This window comes from Alteromonas lipotrueae (assembly GCF_019249215.1).
Lineage (GTDB): Bacteria > Pseudomonadota > Gammaproteobacteria > Enterobacterales > Alteromonadaceae > Alteromonas > Alteromonas lipotrueae.
In genome coordinates this window covers 1-25,537 of sequence record NZ_JAESDI010000018.1, presented here as the reverse complement: position 1 = coordinate 25,537, position 25,537 = coordinate 1, and the positions used below count along the sequence as shown (strand labels likewise).

Below are 25,537 nucleotides of genomic sequence, written 5' to 3'. Positions count from 1 at the left end.
CTCGTGATACACTCTGCCCCTATGCAAATACAAAGGATTATCTGTTTACTGTGAGCCGTCAAACCCAAGCCATTATTCACGCTGATGCTATTTTAAGTAACTTTAAACGATTAGCAGAATTAGCCCCTACAAGCCGTTCTATGGCGGTGGTAAAAGCAGATGCTTATGGGCATGGTGCAGTTAACGTTTCACGTATTCTACAACATGTATCCCCTCGGTTTGCAGTGGCAATTATTGAAGAAGCTATTGCACTTAGAGAGGCAGGGATAACAGCGCCTATCGTAGTGTTAGAAGGTGCACACCAAGCTAAAGAGTGCGCTATGGCTGCATCACATGGCTGTATTCTAGTAATGCACAATCAAGCGCAATTAGAATGGATGTTAGCCTGCCCTGAAGACCGGCGGCCTACTATTTGGCTAAAAGCCGACAGCGGTATGCATCGGTTGGGTTTCGCGCTGAACACGCTACCGAGTATTGTTAAGCAATATGCGTCGCTTATTACGCAAGATACCGTGCTAGTTACTCATTTAGCCTGTGCAGACGACACCAGTAACGACTTCACGCAGAAACAACTTAGTGCGTTTTTACAAATAGCGACACAGTTAGCGCTTCCTGTCAGTATTGCTAATTCTCCGGCCACCATTGAATGGCCACAAAGCCGTGGCGATTGGAACCGCCTAGGCATTGCTGTTTACGGCGGCCAGCCAAATACGGCCAATGTGGCATTAGCCCCTACCATGACGTTACGTTCTAGTATTATTGCCCTTCGCGATGTGCCAAAAGGCGAGTCGGTTGGTTACGGTCAAAACTGGGTGGCGCAAAAAGATAGCCGCATTGCTACGGTCGGTATTGGCTATGCTGACGGTTACCCAAGACATTGCCCGAACGGCACGCCTGTTGTAGTAAACGGCGAGCGCGCTGGCCTAGCCGGGCGTGTGTCTATGGACATGGTCACCATCGACGTTACCCATATTTCGAACGTTAACATTGGCGATAGGGTAGAACTTTGGGGTGAGAATGTACCTATTAACGAGGTGGCAGAAGCTGCCGGTAGCATAGATTACGAATTGTTAACCCGAGTATCAGCCCGTGTACCTCGCATAGTGAAATATCGCTAGTACTTACAGTAGTTTACATTCTTGTAAATGCGCTGATGAATGACCATTCACCGAAACAATGGGGTGTTTTTCACTCGCTTGTGCCTATACTAACGTCCCACTTTCAGTATTGAGATGAATATTTCATCTTCGACTGTTGTGGGTATATCACGTAAGTGAGGTTTGTATGCGTACTTCGTTTTCTCGCCCTAGGGTGAATCGAGGACTAGTAAGTCGACCGTTTAAGCCTGTGCAGAAAAAAGCAGTAGGGTAGCGACAAGGATACAAAGCGTTACGTTAGGAATAATATAAAAACCCGGCATTGATATGGCCGGGTTTTTTACGTTTAGCGCAGGCGAAAAATTAACAGACTAGTTGTTTTGAGCGTGTAGATTAGTGTTTACTGTTGCACACGACTGCACGCTAGGCCCCTTTTTTTCAGGTGACTTTTCACTCTCTTTATTCGCAGGTATATAACGTTCTGGGCGATGGTTTAACGAAATGACCATATTTAAGCAGAACGCGGCAAGAATCGAAATAAGCACTAAATGCCATGGAATAAAGAAAAGCCCGCAAAGCAGAATAACGCTATCTACCGTAAGTTGAAATGTACCTGCGCGCACATTAAATCGAGACTGCAGGTAAAACGCTAAAATACCCAAACCACCTAAACTAGAGCTATGTCTGAACATAATCAGCATGCCCACGCCTATAAGCAAGCCACCAAAAATGGCAGCAAAAATAGGATCAATGCTAGAAATGTCGACGAAGGCTGGGATCTGCTCAGTTAAGACCGATACCGTGGTCACAGAAATAAACGTATTCAATGTGAAGCGCTTGCTGATGCGAGTCCAAGCAAGGGTATAAAAGGGCAAGTTAATTAGGAAAAATAGAACACCAAAGTCCATATCAATTGCGTAAGTCCCCAGCAATGCGATACCCGCAGCGCCACCCACCATCAAATCTTGAGACTGGAATAGAAATACACCAAATGCCACGAATAACCCGGCACTAACTAATGCAAAGATATCTTCGATAACACTGTGATTGGAGTTTTGCATAAGTGGCGATTCTTAGTTGATAAGACACGCTGTAATTATACGTTTACGCTGATGGGGTATACAGGGCTGTGGTTAGATAACATGCTTAGCTTAAAATCTATTGGTACGCACAGCTTTACGACTTTTAACCGCAGAGTAAACGGTAAGTTGCTGACTTGTAAACATTGCACCGTTTCTGAGCGAAAAGCGGGCTATTCCACTACTGAAAACACCACAATGTCTTGCCTGTTGAACTCAACCCGGCAGTGCATGTAGCCGAAATTTAGCGGGCTATAGGCCACTATGCGGCTACCAACCGCTAAAAACTCGGTATCCCATACCAGTAAATTGGTGGTATTTAATTGTCGTTCAACACTATTTTTCGATACCCCTGGCGTAAAGTTATCACATAAATAGATAACTTCTTTTCTGGCTTCAAGCCCATAAAACGCCGTTGCAATGAGTATCGCAATGGCTAATATAGCCACAATATCGGTAATGATTGAACGCTTCATGGGGGACAAAACAAATCTCCAGAGGGTGTCGTTACACCTAATTAAGGTCGGCAGGCGCGGGTTGAAGTAAATCCCACTTATTGCCAAAACAATCTTTAAAAATAGCTACTGTACCGTAAGCTTCTTCTCGCGGCGCTTCTAAAAACTCAACGCCTTTATCGCACATTGATTGATGATCGCGCCAAAAGTCATCGGTATATAAAATCATAAACACTTTACCCCCAGCTTGCTTTCCAATCATCGCTTTATCTTCGTACGAGTTAGCTTTAGCTAACAAGAGTGACGTTGCGCTGCCTTTCGGTGTTACTAATACAAAGCGCGATCCTTCCCCTTTATCTCTGTCTTCGGTAAGTGAAAAATTAAGGGTTTGGGTGAAATAGGCAATAGCGCTGTCGTAATTGTCTACAAGGAAGGTAATAGCTGAAATGTGATGCTGCATAGAATCTTGTTTTACGTAAATTTTGTGAAATTTTACCCACTATTTAACGCAAATGAAATGTGCTTCATCGACAAACTTACTTTACATATTTCGTGTACGACAATGATCTTTTTGTAAGGTTCACTCTATATAATTTGTACTGAAGGAATATATATCACAACGAGGGCTTCCAAAAATGGGGTGGTCCAGATTGTGAGCAAATTGACATTAGGACAAGGAATGAACAGACAACTTCCACTACTTTCCTTAGCCGCGCTACTAGGCAGCAATTCCTTAGCAGTGCAGGCAGATGAGCTCCCTTTTACGCTTAGTGGCCATGTGCGAGTTAATTATGGGCACCAAGATTGGCAACTACCTGAGATAAGAGATGGATTTGAATTTGAATCTATTAAGTTAGGTGTCGCTGGCGAGTCAGATCAGTTTAGCTATAAAGCAGAATACCGATGGTATGAAAATACCGATTTCGACACTATTCGCTTTGCCGAACTTACCTACCATTGGGACGAATCGACCGACATTACCGCGGGTATCACCCAAACTCCTTTCGGCTTGCAGCCCTTTGGTTCAAACAACTTCTGGTTTTCGGTAAATTACTACTTAGGCTTTGAAGATGACTACGAAGCCGGCATTAAGATAAATCATGATTACGGTAATTGGGACTTTCAAGCCGCTTACTTCATGAATGATGAATATAACGATGCCGCTGAATTTGGCCGCTACTCATTCGATGTGGCCGACGATGGTGAGTTTCGTAACCAAGAAGATGGCCAATACAACTTACGTGCAAACTATACCGCGAAGCTGCTGCCTAGGAGTACCACCGACATTGGAGTGTCTTACCAATATGGCGATATCTTAAACTTAGATACGCTAGAAGATGGCGACATGACAGCTTACGCCGTTCACGTTCGTCATCAGCAAGGTGATTTTAAAGTAGAGCTACAATACATTGATTACGAATACGATTTAGCTGCGCCTGAGGGACAAGCCACAGATAGAATTTCGCTTTCTGCATTTACCTTTCCATTCTTAGCGGCTGCCGATGGGTCAACGTATTCGGCGAATTTGGTGTATTCCGTACCTTATAAATTCACCCGTATTAACTCACTTACGTGTTATACCGAGTACAGTGTGGCGCAGGGTGACGAAGCGTCAGGCCGAGATTCATCGCAATGGATAAATGGCTGTAGTTTTGGCTGGGACAAATTGTTTGTTTATGTAGATAGTATTCAAGGGAAAAATATGTGGTTTTCTGGCGGTCCAGGCGTGGGCTTAGACCTAGGTGGTCGACAAGAAACAACACACAGATTGAATATTAATTTAGGTATCTATTTCTAAGGGAAGATTATGCGTTTATTAGCTATTTTCACACTACTTTTGGCGTTAGTCCCACTGCAAAGCTGGGGGCATGCCTGGCTAAAAATTAAAATTGCTACCACTGAATATGCACCTTACACCTCTTCAGAGATGGAGCACAACGGCTATATTAACCACATTATTTCACAGGCTTTTTTAGAAACCGGAGTGGTGGTTGAATTTGTCTCAATGCCGTGGGATGAAGCGGTAGAAGCCACATTGAATGGCGAATTTGATGCACTGTCGTACGGTAATTTTGTGCGCGCTAGAGGCGAGAAATTCTGGCACAGCGACCCTATCACTGCCGAAAGCTTAGTCTTTTATGTAAATGCTAAGTCTGATATAGCGTCATGGTCGAGTTTTGACGAACTTAAAGACAAAAAAATGGGGGTGACAGAAGGCTATTTGTACAATAACGAGTTGGCCGCTTATATTGAAAATACCCCTTCGGTAACCACCTACGCTACAGATAAAGAGAACCTTGAAGCCTTAGTGAGTGGGGAAATTGATTTGTTTCCCATCGATGATTTAACTGGTTGGTATTTACTTCAACGCGACTTCACTAACGAGCAGCGCCAAGCGGTAATGACTATCGACCCGTTTATCTCTACCGTCACCACGCATTTACTGGTAGCAAAGGGGAGAAATGACGACAGGCTTCTTATTGAGCTTTTCAACAAAGGCTTAGAAGAACTAACATTAGAAGGGAAACTAACTCGCTTTAAACGGTTGTTAAAAGACGGTTTTTACCAAGATCCTAAAAAGCCGGTTAACTTCGACAGGCGCTAACGGTTAAACCGTTGCGCTAACCGATGAAGGTTATGCCGGAAATGAGGCATTAAAAAGGAGAGCGCGCTCTCCTTTTTTATTTCAGTTTTGCTGCGTTTATACAGTAAAGCGCCCTACATTCTGACCTAAGCTATTCGACACCTTATTAACGTTCTCGCTGGCTTCGCTTGACCTAGTAACAGTGTGTACTGCTTTTTGAGTTAGCGTATTCAGTGAAGAAATGTTTTCATTTACGCTATCAACTACCTGACTCTGCTGTTCAGTGGCAGAGGCTATTTGATAGATGCCGTCGTTAGCGCCACTCACTGCCTCTACTACTTTTTGCAATCGTTCAGAAAGTGCCGAAGATAAACCCACCACATCGGTAACCTGTGATGCACCACTGTTTATTGAGTTTACTGCCTCATCTACCCCTTTATTAAGATTAACGAGCATAGTGTTAATATCGCCTGTAGCTTGTTGCGTTCTGTTTGCTAAAGAACGTACTTCATCTGCGACAACAGCAAATCCTCTGCCTTGCTCGCCCGCTCTTGCCGCTTCAATAGCCGCGTTTAGCGCTAGCAAATTGGTTTGGTCAGCAATATCGCGAATTACCCCTAGCAAGGATGAAATTTTTGATGTTTCCTTGGCTAATTCCTCAATAACGTCTCTTGCTTGGCTGATGGTTCCTGACATCAGTGAAATACTCTCGGTCGATTGTGATACCGCCTCTTGGGACGCAAGTGCTTCATCGTTCGCTAGTTGAGTTTCGGCCAATGACCCTTGCGTACTATTTGCTACCTCACGTAGTGCATGACTTAATTCGGTAACCGCAGTCGCAATTTGATCTAAATTTTCGCTCTGCTGCCCCGAAATAGTGTTTGTAGCATCGGCTGCACTAATTAATGAATACTGTGCGTCAGCGAGCGATTCAGCATCGGCTTTCACCATAGTGATAAGTCGTTGTAGGTTGTTCATGAAATTATTGAATTCTACTGCCACTGCGGTAATTTCATCGTTCCCATCCGTGTTTAAGCGTTGAGTTAAATCACCTTCGCCTTCGCTTATAGAAACCAGCATGTTTTTCAGAATATGAATGCGACGGGTGACAAGTCGGGGGCCAACAATAATACTACCAATACAAGCCAGCACAGCTAGTACAATGGCAATGATGAGAAACCACGTTTGCACTGCATTTGAATCTAGGCTTTGTTGAGTAACTTCATCAGATTGCGTTTTAACAGCCTCACCGATACGATCGTAATTCCCTCGCAAGGTTTCGAACAACTCCATCCCCTCGGTGCGATATAGCTGTGCTGCCGCAGAGATATTCCCATTCTCAATTTGCTCAATGACGGTTTGGTTTAAAGCTATCCAGTTTTGATAATCTTGGGTGAAATCTCGCGTAACACTGAGCATTTCCGGGTAATCTTTAATCAGGCTTTTAACCTCCATCATCCGAGCTTTAGCTTGATCAGCATTTTCTTCGTAATCTGCAAGGTGATCACTGCCAGCTGTTGAGTTCATTGAGCGGTTGAGCATGAGTTCTAACAGCGCCGAATGGGCTTGATATAAATCTCGGTCGGCATTTAGGGCAATGCTGATGGATTGGGTATACACCGTAGATAGTGTCTCTGTATTGTGTGCCAGATATCGACTGTTATTGATACTTATTGTACTCACAATCAGAACTAAAATTGCAACAAAACTCAATGGAACGGCAAATTTTTGCCTGACAGATAAATTATCAAAGTTCAGCATGGCCTTTACTTCCTAGCTAGTAATAACGCACTAATCTACAAATCACGTAGGCAAAGGTTAGTCCAGGAATTCTAAGTTTGCACTTAGACTTTCAAATACATTTTTAGTTAGATATACAGCAAGACCATGTAGACAAAAGAGGTAATGTGATTTTAATTTAACCGTCTATACTTCACGCCTTAAGAGCAGTCGAAGTTGTAAAACGATTGAGGTATAGAAATGAAATTAGGTTATTTAAAAATCGAAATAGTGTTTTTGTGGGGAGAGCTCTTATGAAGTTTATAGTCATATTAGGTGTGTTTCTAACGTTATCGGTTCCGTCGTTTGCTAGCGAACTCAGTTTCGACGTTAGCGGTTCATGGCGTCTTCGTTACGAACATTTAAATAACCCCATATTTCCTTCCTCAAGCGAAGACAGGGACCAAGTAAATCGTCGTGTATCGTCGCGTGTGCTACTTAAAACTGAAGCCAATTGGGATGTATTCAATGTCACCCTTGAGTTGGCCGATTCCCGTGTATGGTTAGACGACAACGATCCTACGTTGAAATCATCTCAGGTAAATACGTTAGAACCCCTACAGTTTTTCGCTCGGTATACGCCCCAAGATAGCCAATATTTAAAAGGGATTACGGCGGGACGAGTTACCTTCGATCACGGTAGTCGCAGGCTGATAGGTCAAGGCGTGTACCGCAATACAAAAAATGCATTCGATGGGGTGCTGGTAGATTACCAAATTAATGATTGGGACATCCGTGGTTTTTATTTGCTGCCGGTCAGCCGATTACCCAGCGACAGTGGGGCGGTTGCCGATGCAGAACGTGCTTTTGATAAAAGCTACAGTGAACGTGAGTTCTTTGGTTTGTATATAACCTCACCAGATAAAAACGTGAAGGTTCACAGTTACTGGTTAAAAGAGGAAGACTCTGAAAAACTTGCCACGAAAAATCGTGACTTATACACACTTTCCGTTGATTACACCAAGCCGTTTGCAGAGACTTGGAAAGCTAATATTGAAGTGATTGGGCAAACCGGCACGTCACATCAAACCTCCAGTGCAAGTGACACCACGGAGCTAGACGTGGAGAGCTGGTTACTTCACGCAAACGTAGGCAAGAAAATCACCGAACATACGTTCTTACGCGGCGAAATAGACGCGATTAGCGGTGATAATGATAGCTCAGATAATACCATTTCTAACTTTGATAGCCTTTATGGGGTAAGGCGTTTCGATTTTGGTCCAACGGATGTTTATCAGGCTATGCCTCGAAGAAACTTATACACAGTTGGCGCGAGAAGTGTGACTAAACCTTCTAAAGAACATAATATTATGGTTAGCTACAAGGCCATGTGGTACCAAAAAGCCCCTGATTCTGTTGATAACTTTATCGGGCAACAGTTGGAAGCAAGGTGGCGCTGGCAGATATTACCCTCGCTGAGGGTTGCCATTGGTGCGGCTTATCTGCTGAAAGGTGATGGGTTTGAGCGTGGGGATTACCCTGATGATAGCCAGTTTGTATTTACCGGCGCGTTATACAAGTTCTAAATAAGTGCTAATTCTTACTCGTTTTAATCTAATACTGCTGGAAGCTCGCAATTTTGTGGCGGGAATAGGTATACTCCGTAACCGCTTCTAGCAGTTTGCGATTAAAGGAAAAGGATTGAGCCTCAGTATTTCACTTACACAATATCACCGCTTCATGCGCATGGTGCAGTTACTTGGTCCAGGCGTTCTAATGGCCACTGCCGCCGTTGGCGGAAGCCACCTTGTTGCTTCAACGCAAGCAGGTGCGAAATTCGGTTGGCAGTTAGTTGTGCTTATTCTTGCGGTTAACGTGCTCAAGTACCCTTTTTTCCGAGCCGGTGTCAGCTATACCATCAGTACGAAGCAAACCTTGCAATACGGCTACCACCAAATGGGCAAAGGCTATTTGATTGTGGCGCTGTGCTTAAATGCGTTGGCGTCAGTAGTGAACGCAGCCGCACTCCTGCTCTTTGCTGCAAGCCTGCTTTCTTACTTTCTGCCCTTCAACATCTCTATTGCTATCACCTCTGCGGCTATTCTCGGCGCCATCTTATTTATCTTACTGGCAGGGCATTTTGAAGCCCTCGAAGGCGTAGCAAAAGCCATTATGGGGGTATTGGTTTTAGCAACTATCGCAGCTTTTTGTGCAGCGGTAATAAATATAGAGCCAAGGCCAGCCAGCTTTGAGTCACCATCACCGTGGACGCTTGCTACCGTAGGATTTTTAGTGGTCACTATGGGGTGGATGCCTGCACCAATAGAAATATCTAGCATTACATCGTTATGGTTAAAGCGCCAATGTAAAACCCACGCTGTTACTCCAAAAAATGCGTTGTTCGACTTTAACTTAGGCTATGCCGTTACCACCATTTTAGCCCTGCTTTTTTTAGGCTTAGGCGCCTTAGTATTACATGGAAGTGGCGAAACACTCGCAACGGGTGGCATAGGCTTTTCGCAGCAATTGGTCAGCTTATATGCCAACACGATTGGTGATTGGGCGCACTGGCTTATAGCCATTGTTGCCTTTCTTTGCATATTTGGTTCGGCGTTAACAGTTTACGATGGCTACGCCCGCGTGATTGCCGAAGCCATTTCATTGGTATCGCCACATAAAATGGCGCGTGATGCGGTATTCGTTCCCGTATTACTGGCTATGGCTGCCATCAGTTTTAGTCTCGTACTGTTTTTCAAATCTGCGCTGCTGGCCATGTTAGGCTTTGCTATGACTCTCGCCTTTGTTACCACGCCAATGTTTGCATGGCTGAATCATCGTTTGGTAAAAAGCGCTTCGCTACATAAAGATGCAAAAGCCAGCTGGTGGGTAACACTACTTAGCTACGTAGGCTTAGTATATTTATTTGGCTTTTTACTACTGTTTGTTTGGTGGAAATGGGGCTAATAATTTAATCTGTGGCGCTTAAGAAAAGCGCCATCGTGGGAATGAGGCAAGTTGTCTTAACAAGCAATAACTAAAAGCGTTTAATCTACTTTAAATGTTAGCCTAATTTTTTTTGCCAAAAAAGCGCGTGGCCTTCACCTTCCGCCAGTTCATAGCTGGTAAAACCAAACTTTTCATAGGCCGATTTTGCCACCGTGTTATTACTTAATACTTCTAAGGTAATCTTGCAGCAGCCTTTCTCTAGCGCTATTCCCTCTACTTTATCTAACATTTTTTGGCTAAGTCCTAAACCACGGAACTCTGGCAATACAGCGATATCGTGAGTATTAATAAGGGGTTTGCAGGCAAAAGTAGAAAATGCTTCAAAGCAATTGATTAGCCCAGCGGGTTTGCCATCAACATAAGCAAGAATACTAAAGGCATGGGGTAGTGTAGAGAGCTTATCGACTAAGTTGTCGTAGGTATGTTTAGAAAGTGCCTCAGCGCCGCCCATAGGATCTTTCGCATATTCGTTTAGCAAATAAGGAATAGCTTGCTTATGAGCGTCGTCAAAATAATCTGCTTTTATGATTTCTATATTCATACATACCTTCACTTCTTTATATGACCCCAGCTTGATATACGTTCCACTTATAATGAGAGACAATGCTGGTGGATTTTACACTACCACTGTTTTCTTTGTATCGGGCTTACTTTGTATCGGGTTTATCTTCTGCTTTTTTTACACGGATATTCGCATCGCCTAAAGCATGATTGTTCAACGACTTAACGGCCGCTTTAGCTTCGCCTGGCTTGGGCATTTCTACAAATCCAAAGCCTTTAGAGGCACCGCTCTTTTCATCAACCACAATTGTACAAGACTGCACAGAACCGAAGGTTTCAAATAAACTAGCAAGCTCTTCTTGTGTAGTTTGTCTGTCTAAATTACGTATTAATATTTTCATTTTGTTTCCTGTGCGCTCGACAAGGTAAGAAGAAGCTTGTTATACAGCAAAGCTAAAGCGATGTAGATAGGTTTCGCCATACTTTGAGGCAGTAAATCAAATTAAAAGCAGGTCAACGTAACGGTTGGGTAATTAGCCCCGATTGCCTTTTTTAATTTAAGGGGCGTTGCGCGCTTTACCTTAGGGCGAATTGCGTTCTGACGGTGCGGTATTAAAGTTTTTAATCACCTCATGAGGGTTAACGTCTTCACCATGGCGCTTGGCTGCTTTTGCCCACCACATCAATTGATTCAAAGTACGAGAAAAGTAGTCAAACCACGATGACTGGTCTTCCCCTGAACACATCTCACCATTCTCTTCGAATACTTGTTGGGCCTTGGGTATATGAATCATAGCCGACACCGGTAAGCAGCCCAACTCAGACAAAAAAGTACGCATGCCTACCGCTGCCCGCATACCACCCCATTGCCCAGCTGAATAAGTGATAATAGCACTAGGCTTGTAAGCAAATAACGAGCTACCGAAGTGATTAAGCAAATTAGCAAGGGCAGGGCTCATAGAGTGATTGTACTCGGGGCTAACCATGACATAAGCATCGCAATTGGCAATTTTCTCTGCCAATGCATTTAGTTCTGAAGGCGCCTTACCTTTGGCATAGGCAAAATGGGGCTTAAAGATAGCGTCTAAGGGGTAATCTAATGGGTCTATCAATTCTACGTCATGCTCGTCGTAACGAAGCTGCAAACAGGCCATTACCGCCTTTGCCACGCGCTCCCCAAGACGAGCTGGTCTAGGTGGTGTGCTATCCCGTACCGTGCCTAAAAAAATAAGAAACTTCATTGGTACGCCCCTTTTACAAAACTATTCTGTGTAGTTTACTAACACCGCTGGTGGAAACAATACTGAGGTACTGAAGCGAAAATCGCAAATCATCGCAGTGAATATCCATTTTTGATTATCTTCTAAATCTTAATTCTGTTTCCAGAATAGCCGCATTTATTAACTAAATCAGGTGTAATAGATTATAGGCATAGGTTTGGGGCCCGGTTTGAAATACAACGCCTGTCCCCCATTTTGCCATTGGAGATAATTTATTATGACATTTACTCAATTACAGCAAGCACGTGCTTTAGATTTACCAAGCCGCGAGGCTATGCTTCATCGTGCGCCATCTGTGCAACAGTTTTGGAGTACAAATAACGAGTTGCTTAGCAACGCGTGGAGCGAGTGGGAAGGCAGTGAAAAAGACAACCTATTCACCCTTGATGATGCTTTACTAGATGCCAAATTACGCAGCGCAGTCATGCAAGCGTGGGAAAATCCTGAAAAAGAAACAGAGGTAAAAGCGCTATTGGAAGAGGTATCACCCGATGTGTATCAATTCCAATTCTTTGACCCTGAACGTTTGGTTGAGTTACGCGCCTATTTAGAAAAAGTATGGGATGCAGAAATAGCGCTAAGACCGCCCTACGGCATTGTGTTAAACCGTCGTGGTGCCATGCTAGATAAGCGTTCAGAAGGCTATTTGGCTGCGCCAAGTTTCCAAGCGTTTTATCGCATGATGCTAGACACTTACATGCGCCCAATTGCTCGTTTACTGTTTCCGGAAATTATGGGGTACGACACACAAACCTTTGGCTTTTCTATTCACTATCAGCCAAATACCGATACCTCGATAAGACCGCATACCGACGCGTCAGCAGTAACGTTAAATATTAATCTAAACGTTCCGGGTGAAACATTTACGGGTTCGACAGTCGATTTTTATGATGTAAAAGCAGGGAAAGTAAACCCATTAACGTTTACGCCTGGTAGCGCTATGCTCCACCGTGGAAACGTACCGCATGCGGCACAACCTATCACCAGTGGCGAAAGAAGTAACTTTGTACTTTGGTTGTATGGGGATCGCGGGCAAATGCCACCACAAGGTGTGAAAAGCGTTGATGTTGATGCCCGTGAAAGGTGGACAGTACCATCTCAACCGCAAGATAAATTTGCGCCTTTTTAAGTGCGGTATCTATCAATAAGTAGCAGTAATAACGGGGGAGGGAGCCTCCGTTAATCTTGTTTCGAATTTAGCTTCTTTGCCGCCATCAGTCCGACGATAAAAATGATAAAAATAACGAAACCAACTGACAGTAAAATATTGAGTAAAAAATCCATTCTAGTACCTTAATTTTTTCAGTTATTTGTGAGCACACAGGGCCCACAGCGACAATACTTCTATTTATACCATCACTACGCCTGATTAGCCCATGTTGTTATCATATTGTTACTTGAACGAAGGCTGAGATATATGTTCGCTAGGTATGTGTTAAAAGACGTGTGTTATTTCCCTACAGCTTTTATGGTTTTGTCTGAGAAGCGCTCTTTAACTATACAAAGCGTTAAAAAGTCAGTAATAAATCTAGTTCAATTTCGCGAAAAGATGCTTGTCGTAAAAGCGTCCATTTTTATAAATGGCTTTTCTCAGTATAGCTTCTTCGCTAAAGCCTGATTTCAAAAGCAACTGCATAGAGGCGTGGTTACCCGCAAACACAGCGCCAAACAGTCTCACGATATTGGTATGGGTAAACACAAAGTCTGATATTTGCCGAATAGCCTCGGCTGTTATGCCCTTACGCCAATAGCGCTTATCAAGCCAATAGCCAACCTCACCAGAACGCTCGTATTCAAACTGCCCTCGATTAACGCCAATGCAACCAACTAAAACATCGTCGTAAGAAATGGCTTTAATGATGCCAGATTGACTGCCCTCATTAACCCACCAAGCCGCATCCTCCTTTGTATAAGGATTAGGGATTTTAGTAGAAAGAAACTTGGTGACCGCCTCATCATTTAAGATGTGCACTAACCTATCAATATCGTTTTGATTGAAGTCTCTCAGGGTAACCATTCTAATCCTTTCTATATTTCAATAACTCACCTAAGCAAAATTATCACTCTTTTTTAGCCCGATAGACGCCGAAGTGTAAGGCGTATTGACGTGTGCTCAAATGGTTTGCTCATGTGGTCATGTAAAGCGTTGAGCGCGATGCTATACGGCTACTCACTAGCTGCATGTTTGGGAGGCATGAGATTCATAACACCAAGATAAATCCAACTACCTATCCATGTGAACAGGCCAAGAAAAAAAGTGACCAGACCCGCAATCCACATTGAGCGCTTTTGTTTTCGAGCTAGAAAAACAGACAGGATTGTTGGTGCGATGGCGAAAACTATTAAAACGATATAAATGAAACTTACATTAATATTCATGAAGCATCCTTGTGTGAATATGCAAAATAGTTATCTCAGTATAGAAATAACGTAAAAACTACGTACAACAATAAGAGAAATACAGGAAATAGTACAATACCTTTTAGAATTGAAGATTTCTTTTGTTGTTTCCAAAAATACTGCTGCTTCCCCTTTTCAAATTCGGTTAACCAATGATGGCAGTGTGGGCATTGGTTGTTGAGATGCATTATCAACGCGCATTTAGGACACTTAGCCGAAGGCTTGTATGAACCATTCCCCCAAATTGTTGGTTTTTCAAAACTCATAATTACCTCAGCGAGCATGAATGCAGGTGCATGTTATGCTTAACTTGCAACTTCCATTGTTTAACGCAACGCAGAAAAACAGATATAGATGTAATTCCACCACAAAGAATTCCTTTAAGCACATGACACCCAGCATAACAGGCAAAAGTACCGTAGATTAAAATTCGTTGCGAAGCGAAGGGAGTTAATGTATTCGTGTCCCAGTGACCGAATTGTGAATATGTTAAGCGTTTTGTTATATGCCCTACTTGCCATAAAACGCATATTTTGCTTTTTCTACAAGAGCTTTGTATTGGTTTTCTGTTATTTCACCAGATAGAAACTGCGCTTCTATTCGTGTTGTTTCAAGGTGGTACTCATTTTCTAGGTCCGCAACGATATAACCATATTGCTTCTTATCTATTTCATCTGACCAGAATGATAACCATGCACGCTTTTTGTTCCAAGGCATTCCCGATGGTTGAGTAGGATATGTGTAGTCCTTTTCTATGACAGACGAATTGGATACGCTCTTTACAATATTGCCTTCCAACATAGCTAATTCGTAGCAATAATTAAGCACCCAATCTACGGAATGTTTGACACCAATAGGATGCCAATCGAAACCCGCGGTACATTCATCTACCTTTTTGCCATCTTGACCGTACAGATCCAAATAACCGCTGGCGCATCCAGACATAAAACAAGCAAAAATTAAAACAACAATAAATCTCATTAATCTTCCATGCGCATATAACGCTAAGCCGTATTGCGTATAGGCGTCCCAGCGACCGAAGGAAGAGGCTTGAGCGTTTTGTAGCACGTTACCTTATCCAAACATGGTCTACTAAAAGCTTACCAGCTTGTTTGATGATGCATATTTCAGCTAAAAATTCTTCATGGCTATTAGTAAACCACTGTTTCCATAATATAAATATAGAGTCGCTTTTGTGGATAATTGATAGAAATTCCCTTTTCGAAAATTCGCCTATCTTATTTTTCTTCCATTGTTCCAGAAGATTGTCTTCGGTGACTATTGCTTTAAGGCGATCAGTAAAGTCGCGAGTATGCTTTTGATGATTCCTTTCGGTAGAGCCCTCCATGAGGTTGTCCATTAATGGATTTGCTATATTTAGTATTTGTTCATCGGTAAGCTTGTCGAAGTCCATGTTTTCTACCTGAAGTGCTAACGTCGCCATAAACGGCGCAAGCTTGGGAGCGTCCTAATTGACGCGTTTGTTAAATTCAACTCTCGAAGAACGCTCTAATCTCAGCAGATAGCAAAGCAGGAGCCTCTTCAATCACAAGATGCCCCGTATCTGGCACGGTCACAAGCTTGGAACCCTTTATTTTACTTTGAAGTGCATAAGCTTGTTCGCAAGGTATCCACTCATCCTCTTCCCCCCACAATATGAGAACAGGTGCGTTTACCTCGTTAAACTTATCTTGAAATTCATCAGTAAAAACTGAATCGGCTTGAGCAATCTGTCGATAAAAAGCTTGCTTTCCCTGCTCACCACTCCATGGCGTTAATATTCCATCAATTGTTTCTTGTGCAAGATTTTGGTGTGCAGCTGTTTGTATATACGCTTCGACTATTGCTGAATGAATATAATCTGGTAGCCCAGAAAAAGCGCTTTCATGTTTTTCGATATGCTTAAAGAATGGTGATCCCCAAGGAGATAATGCGACAGGATCAATGACAACAATCTTTCTATAGCTACCTTTATCTAAAATGTGATTTCTCAACACTGTCGTACCACCGAAGTCATGACCGACAATAAAAGGCGACTCCAATTCCCAATGTTTAACTAAAGCATTCAATAATTTATTTTGTATTCCAAGAGAAACATCGGCTTCACTTTTATCCGATTCTCCATATCCAAGTAGATCAAAGTAGTAAACCTTATAATGACAGGCTAAGTCATCAATCAAATGCCTTAAGTTGAAAGACGACCACGGCGTGCCGTGTACCAAAATTATAGGCTCTCCCTCACCTTTAATTCCGTACTTTACTTCCCGCCCGTTATATTGAAAGGTGTACGGGAGGCTCCAGTCGCTCATTTTAAACTCCTTGAATATAACGCCAGCAATAAACGTCGCCCTGAGAAGGCGAACGTAGTGAGTGTGTTTATTGAGTTGTTAGGTACGTTTATAAACATCAGAGCGATGCCCGACTTTTATCACCTGTACCACAAGCTCGTTTTCTCGGATTTCATAAATGATTCTATAAAGGCCTTGCCGGATACGATACAAGTCTTGTCCACTAAGCTTAATTGCTCCATCTCTTCGAGGGTTTTCAGCTAATAAGTCAATTTTGGCGAGGATCTTCTTAACGTCCGATTTGGGAATTGCCATAAAATCTTTTGCTACTGATTTCTTGAAAGTGACGCTATATTTTTCCATCAGCTTCCAAACTGTTTAGCAAGTCCTCATAGGAAATTTCGGGCTCTTTGGCCCGTAGTCTTACCGCAGCCAAGTCTTCTTGATCTTCTTTCATAAGAAGTCTCACTGCTTCATCAATCAATTCTGATATTGAGGTATCTGATGTTGCAGCCCGCAGTTTCAGAGCATTATGAATTGCTGGCTCGAAATAGACGGTTGATCGTTTTGATAAAGTACTCATGAATAAGTCCCACTTAAGTAACGTTAAAACATTATAGCGTTAAAGTGTTGGATGGGCTAATTTTTACTCAAAAGTACCTAACACCCAACTTTGGGGCACAAATACATGGGCTAAAATAACAAGCGAAGCGAGTGTTTATGCGCTTGTTAGGCATACATGCTCTCCACGAAGTACGTTGCCCCTAGCGAGAAGATGTATTGATTGATGCCTGAACAGGCCAAGCAAAATTACCGTATGTTATTCCTGCGCTCTTTGAAAATATAACCATTAATCCCATTAATCCAAACCACGGCGTAAAAAATACAACGGTTTTCCACTTTACAATTGATACTGCCACATCGTGAAGTGCGCCACTGACTAAGAATGTGATGAGAGTCGCTATGGGAATGGGTAAAAAAGTGGCTAGCGGTCGCATGACATTACGAGATAAATAATAGCCCCATATAGGGTTCCAATAGTGCCAAAATACGGGAAAAGATTTGGCACCGAAAGAACGAGAAAGCATATTTCTCAAGGAGTGACTTGCACCCAGAGGAACGCCATTTCGTTTCTTAACATATTGTGAAAGTGACAATGAGCTGTGCATGATAATCCCGTATGCCTAACTTTTAAATAAGGGGCGGCCCGACAGGGACATCCGGTGGAGGGCCATCGGGCCGGAACAGACTTAATGGCTTTGTTATACCTGCCCCAAGACACAATCGATCTCCGTTTCAACGAGCCAGTCCGGAATGATGAAGCGACTTACTTCAACAAACGTACACGCGGGCTTTATTGCAGAAAATAGCTCACCATGTGCTTTGGCGGCTTCCTCCCAACGAGAAATGTCAGTAAGCATGATGCGAGTTCTGATTATATCTGCCGGTTTTCCTCCAGCCTTCTCAATAGCCCGAATAGAGAGTTCGAGGCAGTACTTGGTCTGCCCATAAACATCCCCAACGCAGGTAGTTTCGCCATTCTCTATGGGTGCCGTGCCGGAGACAGAAATCATGTTTCCAACTCTACATGCTCTGGAAAACCCAATCGGCTCTTCCAAAGGAGAGCCCGAACTTACCAGTTTTCTCATATGCTCCTCCTTGAGGTATAACACTAAGCTAAGGGGCAAAAGCACAATGCGAAAATGGCGAAGCCGCATTGTGTTTTTGTCCCAGCGACCCGCGCAGCGGGTTGCGACTTGAGCGTTTGTTATACGCTTGCTTAGTCATTTAAAACCTCAATATTGACAATGTTAGTCACTGAATGGAAGTTTACAGGTTGTGATAAGTATCTAATTTCACATTTAACTTTCAGTGTTTTGTCCAAATAGTTGGCGCAGTTGTTTTTATGACACAGTTCAGAAGGCCAATCAAAAAATAGTACCTTTTTATCTCCGCTTGCAAGCGCTTCTTCTGACGCGTGAAAATACGCGATTGGGAGCATAGAAGTCTCGTTTGAATTAATTGAGGCTTGAGTCGGGGCAGCAGACAAGAAACCCACCAATTCGATTTGCTTATTGAGGTAGTCGTTATTACCAAAAATAGAGCTGAACTCGACCTCTTCCGCTGAGGCAGAAAAAGAGATAAGAATAAAAAGAGCTAAATTTTTCATATGCGCATAACGCTTCACATATGGGGCGCAGGCTTGCTGGCTATACTTGCGCGAAGCGCCAGCCAGCGAGTATGCGTCCCAATGAGAGAAGCGAATGAATATGATGTGTTTGTTAGGGGCCAATTGACTCATTTAATTTATAGAGTTCCTGTTGAGCAGAACTAAAAGGCATTTCTTTTATAAACCAGGTTCCACCTGCTGTATATCTTGTAACCAAATTAACTTCTGGCACATCTATGGAGTTTGCGATAGAGATTTTAAACATACGCTTATCGTTACGCGCGATATTTACATCAAATTCTAAAAGCGTATGGACGGGAAAGGCATCGGGTTTAATCTTAATTTGATAGTTACCCGGCTTACCATAAAAGCCAAGAAACCCCTTTGTGCCTAGACAGCCTTTTTCGATGTCATTTAGTAAAACTTTTAAGCAAACTGTACCTCCGTCATGTTCTAACGGACGATAAAAATAAACTTGCGCCTCATCTTTATTGGATGACATTACACCCGAGAACTTCGGTCCAGTTGCAGCTGGGTTCATACACCCAGCCAAGCCAAATAAAAATACGAAGATGAATAGTGGTCTCATAAACGTCCTGTGAATTCTGCAAAAGCCCCTAACTTCCCACTAAGGGGCGATAACATATGGGCTAAAATTAGGAACGAAGTGACGCAGCCCATGTGTTAGCGTCCCAGGAGAGTGCCTTGAGTGGCTTGTTAGATGTTCTCACTTATAAACGCCAAAATATCATTGTGTATCCTTAGGTCTGTACCGTGACCAATATTTTCGTAGGTTTTCAATACTGCATTCGCACCATGTTTCAAATATTTATTTTGGCAATTCTCCCAACGGTTCGGTTGCATGCTCTCTCCTAGCGATGAATAAATAGTAGCTTTTTCTTCATCCGAATATGCATCACCGAATTTCGTTGAATCGTTTGTGTCGTTTTCGCCCATGAACAAAAATTGGGGCAACGCCTTCCATTTCTCTTTTGCAAAAGCTTTACCAGTAACCTGCTCAAAGTTATTGAGTCCTAATGGATAGTCGAGTTTAACTTCGTTTAAAGAGTTTACAGGTAGCATTAAAATTCCATTTAATCCGCCTGCTACAACAACTTTAAGAGATTCGGGGTGCAGAAGAGAAAATCTATTTGCAAACGTACCTGATGCAGAAAACCCAGTCATAACGATCCTTTCGTTTACGATTACAGAATGGGTTCTCAATATAGATTTTGCTTCGTTGATCATCGCTAGCAATTGAAGGTCAATTCTCTTCAGTTTACCCGAGTCTACTAGCATAGTGTCGCTATCAAATGCATGCGTATATGTTTCCCAATGTTTTTCTGACCGAGGAAAAGCAGGGACAAGAATCGGCGCTTTTAGTTTTTTAGAAACCCACGGACCTATAGAATTTCCGAGAATAGCTTTACGAGCACTATTTAGGTGTATGTCGAAGTCGTCCGAAACTTTTCCGGTGTTGTTCGTTTCAACGATCAAATAATTTGTTTCAGTTAATTCAGGCACTTTCAAAAAGAAAGGAAAGAAAAAACCTTTTTCTGGGTTGGCAGGAACTTCAACAACTAGGTCTTCGGCGCAGAGGTTGCTTGACAATAAAAACAATAAACAAAAAAACTTTTGGTACATCTCTATATCCTTATTCTAAAACATCCCAGAAGAACATCTAACACCCACATAAAGGGCAGTAACACGTGGGTTAAAATCCGAGCGAAGCGACAGAGCCCACGTGTTATTGCCCCTGGGAGCTTGCGACCGACTTAATGTGATTGTTAAATGCCGCCTACTTTAACTTCGAAAAACTTAGTTTTTTCACTTAAGTGTTGATATACCCAAGGAGGATTAACAACATCAACGTTAGATACCCCAAGTGCAGCAAGCCCTTCAAGCGAGTAGTACCAGCCGACAAAGTCTTCTTTCTCAACAAACTCATCGTATTTGGGAGATTGTCCAAGTGTTGTTATCTGTTGGTCCACACCAATTTTTTCGAAGAACTTTCGCTCACGAACAATGGCTGACTTCATATATTTTTCAAGGTTCTGCTTCGTTGACTCCTGCTCCTCTTCAGGTAGACCCTTAATAAACGAAGTTATTTCTTTCTCCATTCCGGTAGTACCGCCATGGAAACCGATGACTGCATGATTCGATATCCTGTGGTGGTTTGCTGCAGAAAAAACGTAGTTGGCGCATGATGAAAGACAATAATCATTTACCTCAACCTTCAAATCATAGTCATAAACAAGATCACCAAGTTCCATACCATGATTAATTTCGCCACCTTTAGAAGTTATAGACAGCCATTCAACTTTATTCTCACCATTTTTCAGAAAGGAAAGAAGTTTCTGGTTTGCTGACGGTGATAACTCACCGCGATAAACTACAGTGTTTTCATGCAAATCGACTGATGTTTCACTACTTTGTGCTGATACGCACGATAGAGGAATAATTAAAATGAAAGACCATAAAAGTTTAAACATGCTGATTCCTTGTGGCATTTAACTTTAAGCTAAGGGGCGCTGATACGTGGGGCATAATGGCGAAGCCGCCCCGCGTATAGGCGTCCCAGCGAACGCAGTGAGCGAATTAAGCGTTTTGTTAGCCGCTCGTCTTGATACCTCGGCTCACTCACTTGTCGAAACCAAATAACAACCCGCACCAACAAATGTGCCTCCGAATACTTTACTTAGTAGCTTACCTGAAACCTGATTTTTAATTTTGCTTTTTGCTTTGTGAGCTAGCAAAGAATACGACGATAGACAGATGAAAGACAAAGCCATAAATGTACTTACCAATAATGAAAATTGGGGAATTAGTGCTTGTTCGACGGAGATAAATTGAGGAAACAAGGCGGTTGTAAAGACAATAGCTTTAGGATTAGTTAAAGCGATCAACAAACCCTGACCGTAAAGATTAACTGCGGAGCTATTTAATTCTGCGCTTGCCTGTGGCTTGATAGTTTTTACACCTGATCTCCAGAGTTTTACCCCGATATAAATTAAGTATGCAGCCCCCATAATTTTAAACAATGTAAAGCCAAAAGCTGAATACATAACCAATGCAGTAAGGCCAAGAATTGAAACAGCTGACATAATGAACAGAGCAGTGATATTACCTAAAATCGTGGCTAGCGAGGCTTTAAAGCCAAAAGAAAGACTATGGCTTGAAACGAGAAGTGCAGCTGGTCCAGGCGTAGCCGTAGCTAGAGAAGCGATAGAACAAAACGACAACCAATTCTCTATTTCCATGAAATTCCTAGGAGCGGCTAACTTTTAAATAAGGGGCGCAGACATGTGGGGCATAATGGCGAAGCAGCCCACATGTCTGCGTCCCAGCGAACGAAGTGAGTGACTTGATTTTTTTGTTAGGTGACATTCAAAACTACCGGCTCTTGTCTTGTTATTACATGGATGAACTCATTGCCAGTCATAACTGAAAAATGTCTTAGTTCACCAGGCGTAGTGTCATAGATTATTGTTTCCGACTTTAAATATTCTATAAGGCTGGAGCTTTGATATTCTCCAACTACGCCGCTTTCCCTGTTAGCGTGAAAATCTTTTGAATGATCACATTCATCGTAAACTTGATATTGAATCGTGTCTGAAAAAACGACAAGAAACTTCCTAGGTTCCATATGCTTTTCAGAAACCCCAGAGCTCTCACCTAGCGTAAGAGTCAAGAGCCTGTCTTGATATTGAAGGTTTTCCAAATACCAACTCTGATAATTGTGAATATCTAAACTTGTTTCCAAGATGGCACCTAACGTCGCCATAAGCGGCTAAATAACAGTTGGCTAAAATTGCGAGGAACGAGCACAGCCAACTGTTATGTGTCCGTTACTTAATGGCCTTGTTATAAACCTGCTTGCATTAATATTTCGTTTATAGATGATTCTATGTTCTTGCTTAGTACCTCAGAAACATGTTGTTTATCAGTGTCTGATAGCTCATCCCAAGTTGCTGGTAATTTTTCAATGTTAATAGGCATCAATTTTTGTAGATAACAAGCACTACATTTTTTCTTACCGTGAATATAAGGCGCAATATTCAATGCTACATAAGTGTTTGCTTGCATCGCATTTCCAAAAGCCGACCGCTGATTGACTCCATAGCCATACGTACCGGGAGTTGCGTAAACATCACGGGGAATAAGCTCAATGATCATGTCATACTTTTTCCGTTGAGCCTCGTCAATCAGTTGAGCTAGGAATCCTTTATTTTTTAGCCTGTTGATAACAGAATCAGTTAAAAGCTTAGAAAAACTTGGTTCATTTACTTGAGCATACTCATTATTAAATATTGTGGTTCCGATAGTTACAAAGTTAGGTGTGTCAGGAAATTGATTGATGATGCCAACAGTTTTGACTGATTGCAGCTCAGTTGGCTTTAAAGTCGAAGCGCATCCACCTAAAAAGCTGAGGATCAAAATGACAATTGTTAGTTTTATTAATTTTTGCACGATACGTCCTTTTAAGGTTTATAACGCCCTGTTAACAGGCAAAATAGTGTTGGCTAAAATTTAGCGACGAAGGAGCAAAAGCCAACTGTATTTTGTCCTTGTTAAACAGCTTGTTAGCCATTTTAGCTACACTGTAAAATCAACCATGGCTTGGAGAAATCACAATTCTTAGCTTCGCTTTCTCTTACCCAAAAATACAGCATCCCCATATCTCCCCACATTGCTTCTATTTCATCATCAGAATCAAATTGTAAAAGCAACTTCCAATCGAGTAATTCACTTCTTAGCTTTTCAGCTTCCTTGGAGTTGTAGCCATCAGAGTTACCACAATAAACACCTCCGCTAGCTAACTGACAGTCTTCTTCCATTGAGTCTCCTTGAATGGGACTTGGAAAACCACCAATTTGGTGACGAGGTTCATCGCCAAAATGTTCATCGATGAAGTCGTAATACTCTTCGTCATCATCCTCTGAAATTCCAATAGATTCAAAGTCCACTCTTTGACCGTCGGGATAGCTAATAAAGCTTTCAGACTTAACGTATTTGATTGACGGTGATAAGTGTTCCATATCAAGATCTGATGGCAATACATACGGGTATAAGTCAGAATTACCATTTTCGTAAACTGTTGCCCAACCACCAGTATCTTTGGGGTCAAACCCCCAAGGCCACTCTGCGAGATCATAGAAAAATAAAAGCCTACCTATTTGAGGTAGCCAATCTATTTCCTTTTCTGGATTGATTTCTTTTAAGTCTAGTTGTCCGATAAAGCCAAGAGGTTTGTCATTTTTCCGTGGCCAGTCAAACTGGCCTCCAACTAGTGGCTTACCACCAAGAAAGCTCGATGTGATTTTGTTTGATGTCACTAATCGTAAACATTTTTGACCCAAAGCTAGAACTTTTTCATTCATTCTATCGACAACTCCATTTGATGGCTAACTTCTAAATAAGGGGCGCAGGCATGTGGGGCATAATGGCGAAGCCGCCCCGCGTGTATGCGTCCCAGCGAACGAAGTGAGTGACTTAATTTTTTTGTTAGGTGCTTTCATTGATGTAGCTAGGAACGCTGCTCGATTGGAGACAATACTGTTTAGCAACTTTTTCAATTTCATTTTTATCCCCTTTGATAACGCCTTCCATATAGTTGTCCCACTCGAAGAAAAGAACCGTTTTACCTTTTCCAATTTTTACCTTACCAAAATCTATCCATGCATCGAATGCGTCGTACTCATAAATTTTTTCCCAACCGTTATCGAGAAACTGTTCAAGTATTTCATTGAACAAATCTGTGTCGACATTTTCGATAATAGATTTATTCAGGTATTTGTATTTAACCTTAGTAAATTCTTTAGCAAAAAAACGTACAGGGTTCACTAGGCATCTAACTTTTGAATAAGGGGCGATAACGCGTAGGGCATAATAGCGAAGCGGCCCTGCGTGTTAGCGTCCCAGTGCGCCTTGGTGCACGACTTAATTTTTTTGTTAGGTGCGACCAAAACGTAGCTCCTTAATTATATTTGCTAATTCGTCGAGGCCTTTCTGATTAAGTATATACTGACCACTTGCGTTTTGGGTTAGGTACACATCGTAAGCCCACAAGACCTCAACTTTTTCACGAATCATATCCAATGTTCTATCTTTAATTGGAACACTTAAAAAGTCATCCCAAAGATGTTCATCAGGCTCATTTCTAAGCATTCTATCAAGGATATTCCCCACTTCGCTCTGTGACAGTTCGATTCGATTTTCGAAAAACTTAGCAGCAAAAGCAAAAGGAGCTGCTAACAATAAAAATGGTACTAAAAAGAATGACGATTTATGGCTTTTCACCGTAGCACCTAACTTCCGTTTAAGGGGCACAAATACATGGGCTATAATGCGAAGCAGCCCATGTGTTTGTGTCCCAGCCAGCGACAGCTGGCGACTTTAAACGTTTGTTATACGCTTTGCCTATTAAATCTGATGACATCTTTGTGTAAACCATAAGCCATGTTAATCCCAATGGTGTCGTTAAAATAAAACTGCATCCATCCGTTATTTAAACGTGGCTCCCAGTCCTCTAGCTTGCCGTAGCGAGACAGATAAAGATTTACCTTAAGAACTTTCCCCTTTGACCAAATTCTGCCTAATGGGTCGTCATACCAGACACTCGACACGATTCCATTGGTTTCGTAAACCGCCAAACCTAAATTGGAAGAGGTTACTTTATACTGCCTTTCTTTTGAATTTTCTACTAGATCAGTAGTTCCTACTTCTGAGAGAATATTGACGCCATTTGAAATAGGAATACCTAAATCAACATGGGGACTAGTGAGTTTAGTAGGCCAAATAAAGTTCATAATATAAGAGCGTATAGACACAATGACTCCCTGTGAAATGCTAGCCTCCGCATTTTCGTGGGTTAACTTTTGAGCCAAAGCCATAATTAGTTTGTTCAATACTAAATCAATTTGGAGGCTAGCATGAACAAACATAGCATGATTTTTAT

At 42.3% G+C, this 25,537-nt stretch carries 33 protein-coding genes; 6 read left to right on the top strand and 27 right to left on the bottom strand.

All coding sequences use genetic code 11. The features are described 5' to 3' along the window. The first annotated feature begins 50 nt into the window (after positions 1-50). The gene (gene alr / locus JKP82_RS18210; protein ID WP_218398160.1) at positions 51-1,118 is read left to right on the top strand and encodes an alanine racemase; all 1,068 of its coding nucleotides are present in this window, start codon (positions 51-53) and stop codon (positions 1,116-1,118) included. 350 nt (positions 1,119-1,468) lie between these two features. On the opposite strand, the gene JKP82_RS18205 is transcribed toward alr, so the two are convergent. The 3 genes from JKP82_RS18205 to JKP82_RS18195 all read right to left on the bottom strand — a co-directional run bounded on the left by JKP82_RS18205 (position 1,469) and on the right by JKP82_RS18195 (position 3,091). Next, complete coding sequence (locus JKP82_RS18205) at positions 1,469-2,158, bottom strand: YitT family protein (protein ID WP_126872893.1); 690 nt, start codon at positions 2,156-2,158, stop codon at positions 1,469-1,471. Between the two features lie 191 nt (positions 2,159-2,349). Next, on the bottom strand, positions 2,350-2,652 hold the full coding sequence (locus JKP82_RS18200) for a hypothetical protein (RefSeq protein ID WP_013785580.1): 303 nt from the start codon (positions 2,650-2,652) through the stop codon (positions 2,350-2,352). Between the two features lie 37 nt (positions 2,653-2,689). Continuing rightward, entirely contained in the window at positions 2,690-3,091 is a 402-nt protein-coding gene (locus JKP82_RS18195) for a VOC family protein (RefSeq protein WP_159528445.1), read from the bottom strand. A 219-nt stretch (positions 3,092-3,310) separates the two neighbouring features. On the opposite strand from JKP82_RS18195, the gene JKP82_RS18190 reads away from it, so the two are divergent. Further along, positions 3,311-4,429: a TonB-dependent receptor gene (locus JKP82_RS18190; RefSeq protein WP_159528447.1), complete on the top strand. Its 1,119-nt coding sequence runs from the start codon at positions 3,311-3,313 to the stop codon at positions 4,427-4,429. A gap of 9 nt (positions 4,430-4,438) precedes the next feature. Further along, positions 4,439-5,236, top strand: a complete 798-nt coding sequence (locus JKP82_RS18185; RefSeq protein WP_159528449.1) for a substrate-binding periplasmic protein — start codon at positions 4,439-4,441, stop codon at positions 5,234-5,236. 96 nt (positions 5,237-5,332) lie between these two features. On the opposite strand, the gene JKP82_RS18180 is transcribed toward JKP82_RS18185, so the two are convergent. Then, positions 5,333-6,976 (bottom strand): methyl-accepting chemotaxis protein, encoded by a 1,644-nt coding sequence (locus tag JKP82_RS18180; RefSeq protein WP_159528451.1) that lies wholly within the window; start codon positions 6,974-6,976, stop codon positions 5,333-5,335. 272 nt (positions 6,977-7,248) lie between these two features. Here JKP82_RS18180 and JKP82_RS18175 point away from each other — a divergent pair, with 272 nt between their 5' ends. Both JKP82_RS18175 and JKP82_RS18170 read left to right on the top strand, forming a co-directional pair. Continuing rightward, positions 7,249-8,520, top strand: a complete 1,272-nt coding sequence (locus tag JKP82_RS18175) for an alginate export family protein (RefSeq protein WP_159528453.1) — start codon at positions 7,249-7,251, stop codon at positions 8,518-8,520. Positions 8,521-8,635: 115 nt separating this feature from the next. Beyond that, positions 8,636-9,898, top strand: a complete 1,263-nt coding sequence (locus tag JKP82_RS18170) for an NRAMP family divalent metal transporter (RefSeq protein ID WP_373996608.1) — start codon at positions 8,636-8,638, stop codon at positions 9,896-9,898. A gap of 97 nt (positions 9,899-9,995) precedes the next feature. Here the strand turns inward: JKP82_RS18170 and JKP82_RS18165 are convergent, their stop codons facing one another. From JKP82_RS18165 to JKP82_RS18155, 3 genes are all read right to left on the bottom strand, one after another. Then, the gene (locus tag JKP82_RS18165) at positions 9,996-10,481 is read right to left on the bottom strand and encodes a GNAT family N-acetyltransferase (protein WP_218398158.1); all 486 of its coding nucleotides are present in this window, start codon (positions 10,479-10,481) and stop codon (positions 9,996-9,998) included. A 106-nt stretch (positions 10,482-10,587) separates the two neighbouring features. Beyond that, on the bottom strand, positions 10,588-10,842 hold the full coding sequence (locus JKP82_RS18160) for an RNA recognition motif domain-containing protein (RefSeq protein ID WP_218398156.1): 255 nt from the start codon (positions 10,840-10,842) through the stop codon (positions 10,588-10,590). Positions 10,843-11,022: 180 nt separating this feature from the next. Further along, positions 11,023-11,682, bottom strand: a complete 660-nt coding sequence (locus tag JKP82_RS18155; RefSeq protein ID WP_218398153.1) for an NADPH-dependent FMN reductase — start codon at positions 11,680-11,682, stop codon at positions 11,023-11,025. Positions 11,683-11,938: 256 nt separating this feature from the next. Between JKP82_RS18155 and JKP82_RS18150 the strand changes: the two genes are divergently transcribed. After that, positions 11,939-12,850 carry a 2OG-Fe(II) oxygenase family protein gene (locus JKP82_RS18150; protein ID WP_218398151.1) on the top strand — a complete coding sequence of 304 codons (912 nt, stop codon included), beginning with the start codon at positions 11,939-11,941 and terminating at the stop codon, positions 12,848-12,850. Between the two features lie 399 nt (positions 12,851-13,249). Here JKP82_RS18150 and JKP82_RS18145 read toward each other — a convergent pair whose 3' ends face one another. The 20 genes from JKP82_RS18145 to JKP82_RS18050 form a co-directional block, all read right to left on the bottom strand. Beyond that, complete coding sequence (locus tag JKP82_RS18145) at positions 13,250-13,738, bottom strand: GNAT family N-acetyltransferase (RefSeq protein WP_218398149.1); 489 nt, start codon at positions 13,736-13,738, stop codon at positions 13,250-13,252. A 149-nt stretch (positions 13,739-13,887) separates the two neighbouring features. Beyond that, positions 13,888-14,100, bottom strand: coding sequence for a hypothetical protein (locus tag JKP82_RS18140; RefSeq protein WP_159528467.1), 213 nt, complete (start codon positions 14,098-14,100; stop codon positions 13,888-13,890). Positions 14,101-14,631: 531 nt separating this feature from the next. Continuing rightward, positions 14,632-15,189 carry a hypothetical protein gene (locus JKP82_RS18135; RefSeq protein ID WP_218398147.1) on the bottom strand — a complete coding sequence of 186 codons (558 nt, stop codon included), beginning with the start codon at positions 15,187-15,189 and terminating at the stop codon, positions 14,632-14,634. Between the two features lies 1 nt (position 15,190). Beyond that, positions 15,191-15,565 carry a hypothetical protein gene (locus JKP82_RS18130; RefSeq protein WP_218398145.1) on the bottom strand — a complete coding sequence of 125 codons (375 nt, stop codon included), beginning with the start codon at positions 15,563-15,565 and terminating at the stop codon, positions 15,191-15,193. A 46-nt stretch (positions 15,566-15,611) separates the two neighbouring features. Next, a complete protein-coding gene (locus JKP82_RS18125) occupies positions 15,612-16,430 on the bottom strand; it encodes an alpha/beta fold hydrolase (protein ID WP_159528473.1) in 819 nt (272 codons plus the stop codon). A 78-nt stretch (positions 16,431-16,508) separates the two neighbouring features. After that, the gene (locus JKP82_RS18120; protein ID WP_159528475.1) at positions 16,509-16,772 is read right to left on the bottom strand and encodes a type II toxin-antitoxin system RelE family toxin; all 264 of its coding nucleotides are present in this window, start codon (positions 16,770-16,772) and stop codon (positions 16,509-16,511) included. Next, positions 16,759-16,992, bottom strand: coding sequence for an RH3 domain-containing protein (locus JKP82_RS18115; protein ID WP_159528477.1), 234 nt, complete (start codon positions 16,990-16,992; stop codon positions 16,759-16,761). The genes JKP82_RS18120 and JKP82_RS18115 overlap by 14 nt, the downstream gene beginning before the upstream one ends. Positions 16,993-17,173: 181 nt before the next feature. Next, entirely contained in the window at positions 17,174-17,578 is a 405-nt protein-coding gene (locus JKP82_RS18110) for an acyltransferase (RefSeq protein WP_218398143.1), read from the bottom strand. A gap of 93 nt (positions 17,579-17,671) precedes the next feature. After that, complete coding sequence (locus tag JKP82_RS18105; protein ID WP_159528481.1) at positions 17,672-18,058, bottom strand: RidA family protein; 387 nt, start codon at positions 18,056-18,058, stop codon at positions 17,672-17,674. A gap of 131 nt (positions 18,059-18,189) precedes the next feature. Then, on the bottom strand, positions 18,190-18,579 hold the full coding sequence (locus tag JKP82_RS18100; protein WP_218398141.1) for a hypothetical protein: 390 nt from the start codon (positions 18,577-18,579) through the stop codon (positions 18,190-18,192). 112 nt (positions 18,580-18,691) lie between these two features. Beyond that, on the bottom strand, positions 18,692-19,168 hold the full coding sequence (locus JKP82_RS18095; RefSeq protein ID WP_218398140.1) for a hypothetical protein: 477 nt from the start codon (positions 19,166-19,168) through the stop codon (positions 18,692-18,694). Positions 19,169-19,296: 128 nt separating this feature from the next. Then, on the bottom strand, positions 19,297-20,223 hold the full coding sequence (locus JKP82_RS18090) for a hypothetical protein (RefSeq protein ID WP_258544433.1): 927 nt from the start codon (positions 20,221-20,223) through the stop codon (positions 19,297-19,299). A gap of 143 nt (positions 20,224-20,366) precedes the next feature. Further along, positions 20,367-21,071, bottom strand: coding sequence for a hypothetical protein (locus JKP82_RS18085; RefSeq protein WP_218398138.1), 705 nt, complete (start codon positions 21,069-21,071; stop codon positions 20,367-20,369). 144 nt (positions 21,072-21,215) lie between these two features. Beyond that, positions 21,216-21,839, bottom strand: a complete 624-nt coding sequence (locus tag JKP82_RS18080; RefSeq protein ID WP_218398136.1) for a LysE family translocator — start codon at positions 21,837-21,839, stop codon at positions 21,216-21,218. Between the two features lie 116 nt (positions 21,840-21,955). Continuing rightward, positions 21,956-22,342 carry a hypothetical protein gene (locus JKP82_RS18075; protein WP_141152176.1) on the bottom strand — a complete coding sequence of 129 codons (387 nt, stop codon included), beginning with the start codon at positions 22,340-22,342 and terminating at the stop codon, positions 21,956-21,958. 101 nt (positions 22,343-22,443) lie between these two features. Continuing rightward, complete coding sequence (locus JKP82_RS18070) at positions 22,444-23,049, bottom strand: hypothetical protein (protein ID WP_218398134.1); 606 nt, start codon at positions 23,047-23,049, stop codon at positions 22,444-22,446. Between the two features lie 122 nt (positions 23,050-23,171). After that, complete coding sequence (locus JKP82_RS18065) at positions 23,172-23,960, bottom strand: YwqG family protein (protein ID WP_218398132.1); 789 nt, start codon at positions 23,958-23,960, stop codon at positions 23,172-23,174. Between the two features lie 124 nt (positions 23,961-24,084). Then, positions 24,085-24,423: a hypothetical protein gene (locus JKP82_RS18060; RefSeq protein ID WP_218398130.1), complete on the bottom strand. Its 339-nt coding sequence runs from the start codon at positions 24,421-24,423 to the stop codon at positions 24,085-24,087. 108 nt (positions 24,424-24,531) lie between these two features. Further along, positions 24,532-24,879, bottom strand: a complete 348-nt coding sequence (locus JKP82_RS18055) for a hypothetical protein (RefSeq protein WP_218398127.1) — start codon at positions 24,877-24,879, stop codon at positions 24,532-24,534. A gap of 107 nt (positions 24,880-24,986) precedes the next feature. Next, the coding region (locus JKP82_RS18050) for a hypothetical protein (protein ID WP_258544432.1) at positions 24,987-25,537 on the bottom strand (551 nt) is incomplete at its 5' end.

What these genes read in the sequence shown, in the direction of transcription:
- JKP82_RS18205 (WP_126872893.1), bottom strand. Translation starts at nt 2,158, where the DNA reads ATGCAAAACTCCAATCACAGTGTTATCGAAGATATCTTTGCATTAGTT.
- JKP82_RS18195 (WP_159528445.1), bottom strand. Translation starts at nt 3,091, where the DNA reads ATGCAGCATCACATTTCAGCTATTACCTTCCTTGTAGACAATTACGAC.
- JKP82_RS18090 (WP_258544433.1), bottom strand. Translation starts at nt 20,223, where the DNA reads ATGTACCAAAAGTTTTTTTGTTTATTGTTTTTATTGTCAAGCAACCTC.
- JKP82_RS18110 (WP_218398143.1), bottom strand. Translation starts at nt 17,578, where the DNA reads ATGCACAGCTCATTGTCACTTTCACAATATGTTAAGAAACGAAATGGC.
- JKP82_RS18150 (WP_218398151.1), top strand. Translation starts at nt 11,939, where the DNA reads ATGACATTTACTCAATTACAGCAAGCACGTGCTTTAGATTTACCAAGC.
- JKP82_RS18155 (WP_218398153.1), bottom strand. Translation starts at nt 11,682, where the DNA reads ATGAAGTTTCTTATTTTTTTAGGCACGGTACGGGATAGCACACCACCT.
- JKP82_RS18185 (WP_159528449.1), top strand. Translation starts at nt 4,439, where the DNA reads ATGCGTTTATTAGCTATTTTCACACTACTTTTGGCGTTAGTCCCACTG.
- JKP82_RS18125 (WP_159528473.1), bottom strand. Translation starts at nt 16,430, where the DNA reads ATGAGCGACTGGAGCCTCCCGTACACCTTTCAATATAACGGGCGGGAA.
- JKP82_RS18095 (WP_218398140.1), bottom strand. Translation starts at nt 19,168, where the DNA reads ATGAGACCACTATTCATCTTCGTATTTTTATTTGGCTTGGCTGGGTGT.
- JKP82_RS18080 (WP_218398136.1), bottom strand. Translation starts at nt 21,839, where the DNA reads ATGGAAATAGAGAATTGGTTGTCGTTTTGTTCTATCGCTTCTCTAGCT.
- JKP82_RS18120 (WP_159528475.1), bottom strand. Translation starts at nt 16,772, where the DNA reads ATGGAAAAATATAGCGTCACTTTCAAGAAATCAGTAGCAAAAGATTTT.
- JKP82_RS18200 (WP_013785580.1), bottom strand. Translation starts at nt 2,652, where the DNA reads ATGAAGCGTTCAATCATTACCGATATTGTGGCTATATTAGCCATTGCG.
- JKP82_RS18115 (WP_159528477.1), bottom strand. Translation starts at nt 16,992, where the DNA reads ATGAGTACTTTATCAAAACGATCAACCGTCTATTTCGAGCCAGCAATT.
- JKP82_RS18065 (WP_218398132.1), bottom strand. Translation starts at nt 23,960, where the DNA reads ATGAATGAAAAAGTTCTAGCTTTGGGTCAAAAATGTTTACGATTAGTG.
- JKP82_RS18100 (WP_218398141.1), bottom strand. Translation starts at nt 18,579, where the DNA reads ATGAAAAATTTAGCTCTTTTTATTCTTATCTCTTTTTCTGCCTCAGCG.
- JKP82_RS18085 (WP_218398138.1), bottom strand. Translation starts at nt 21,071, where the DNA reads ATGTTTAAACTTTTATGGTCTTTCATTTTAATTATTCCTCTATCGTGC.
- JKP82_RS18165 (WP_218398158.1), bottom strand. Translation starts at nt 10,481, where the DNA reads ATGAATATAGAAATCATAAAAGCAGATTATTTTGACGACGCTCATAAG.
- JKP82_RS18160 (WP_218398156.1), bottom strand. Translation starts at nt 10,842, where the DNA reads ATGAAAATATTAATACGTAATTTAGACAGACAAACTACACAAGAAGAG.
- JKP82_RS18105 (WP_159528481.1), bottom strand. Translation starts at nt 18,058, where the DNA reads ATGAGAAAACTGGTAAGTTCGGGCTCTCCTTTGGAAGAGCCGATTGGG.
- JKP82_RS18180 (WP_159528451.1), bottom strand. Translation starts at nt 6,976, where the DNA reads ATGCTGAACTTTGATAATTTATCTGTCAGGCAAAAATTTGCCGTTCCA.
- JKP82_RS18140 (WP_159528467.1), bottom strand. Translation starts at nt 14,100, where the DNA reads ATGAATATTAATGTAAGTTTCATTTATATCGTTTTAATAGTTTTCGCC.
- JKP82_RS18130 (WP_218398145.1), bottom strand. Translation starts at nt 15,565, where the DNA reads ATGGCGACGTTAGCACTTCAGGTAGAAAACATGGACTTCGACAAGCTT.
- JKP82_RS18175 (WP_159528453.1), top strand. Translation starts at nt 7,249, where the DNA reads ATGAAGTTTATAGTCATATTAGGTGTGTTTCTAACGTTATCGGTTCCG.
- JKP82_RS18190 (WP_159528447.1), top strand. Translation starts at nt 3,311, where the DNA reads ATGAACAGACAACTTCCACTACTTTCCTTAGCCGCGCTACTAGGCAGC.
- JKP82_RS18145 (WP_218398149.1), bottom strand. Translation starts at nt 13,738, where the DNA reads ATGGTTACCCTGAGAGACTTCAATCAAAACGATATTGATAGGTTAGTG.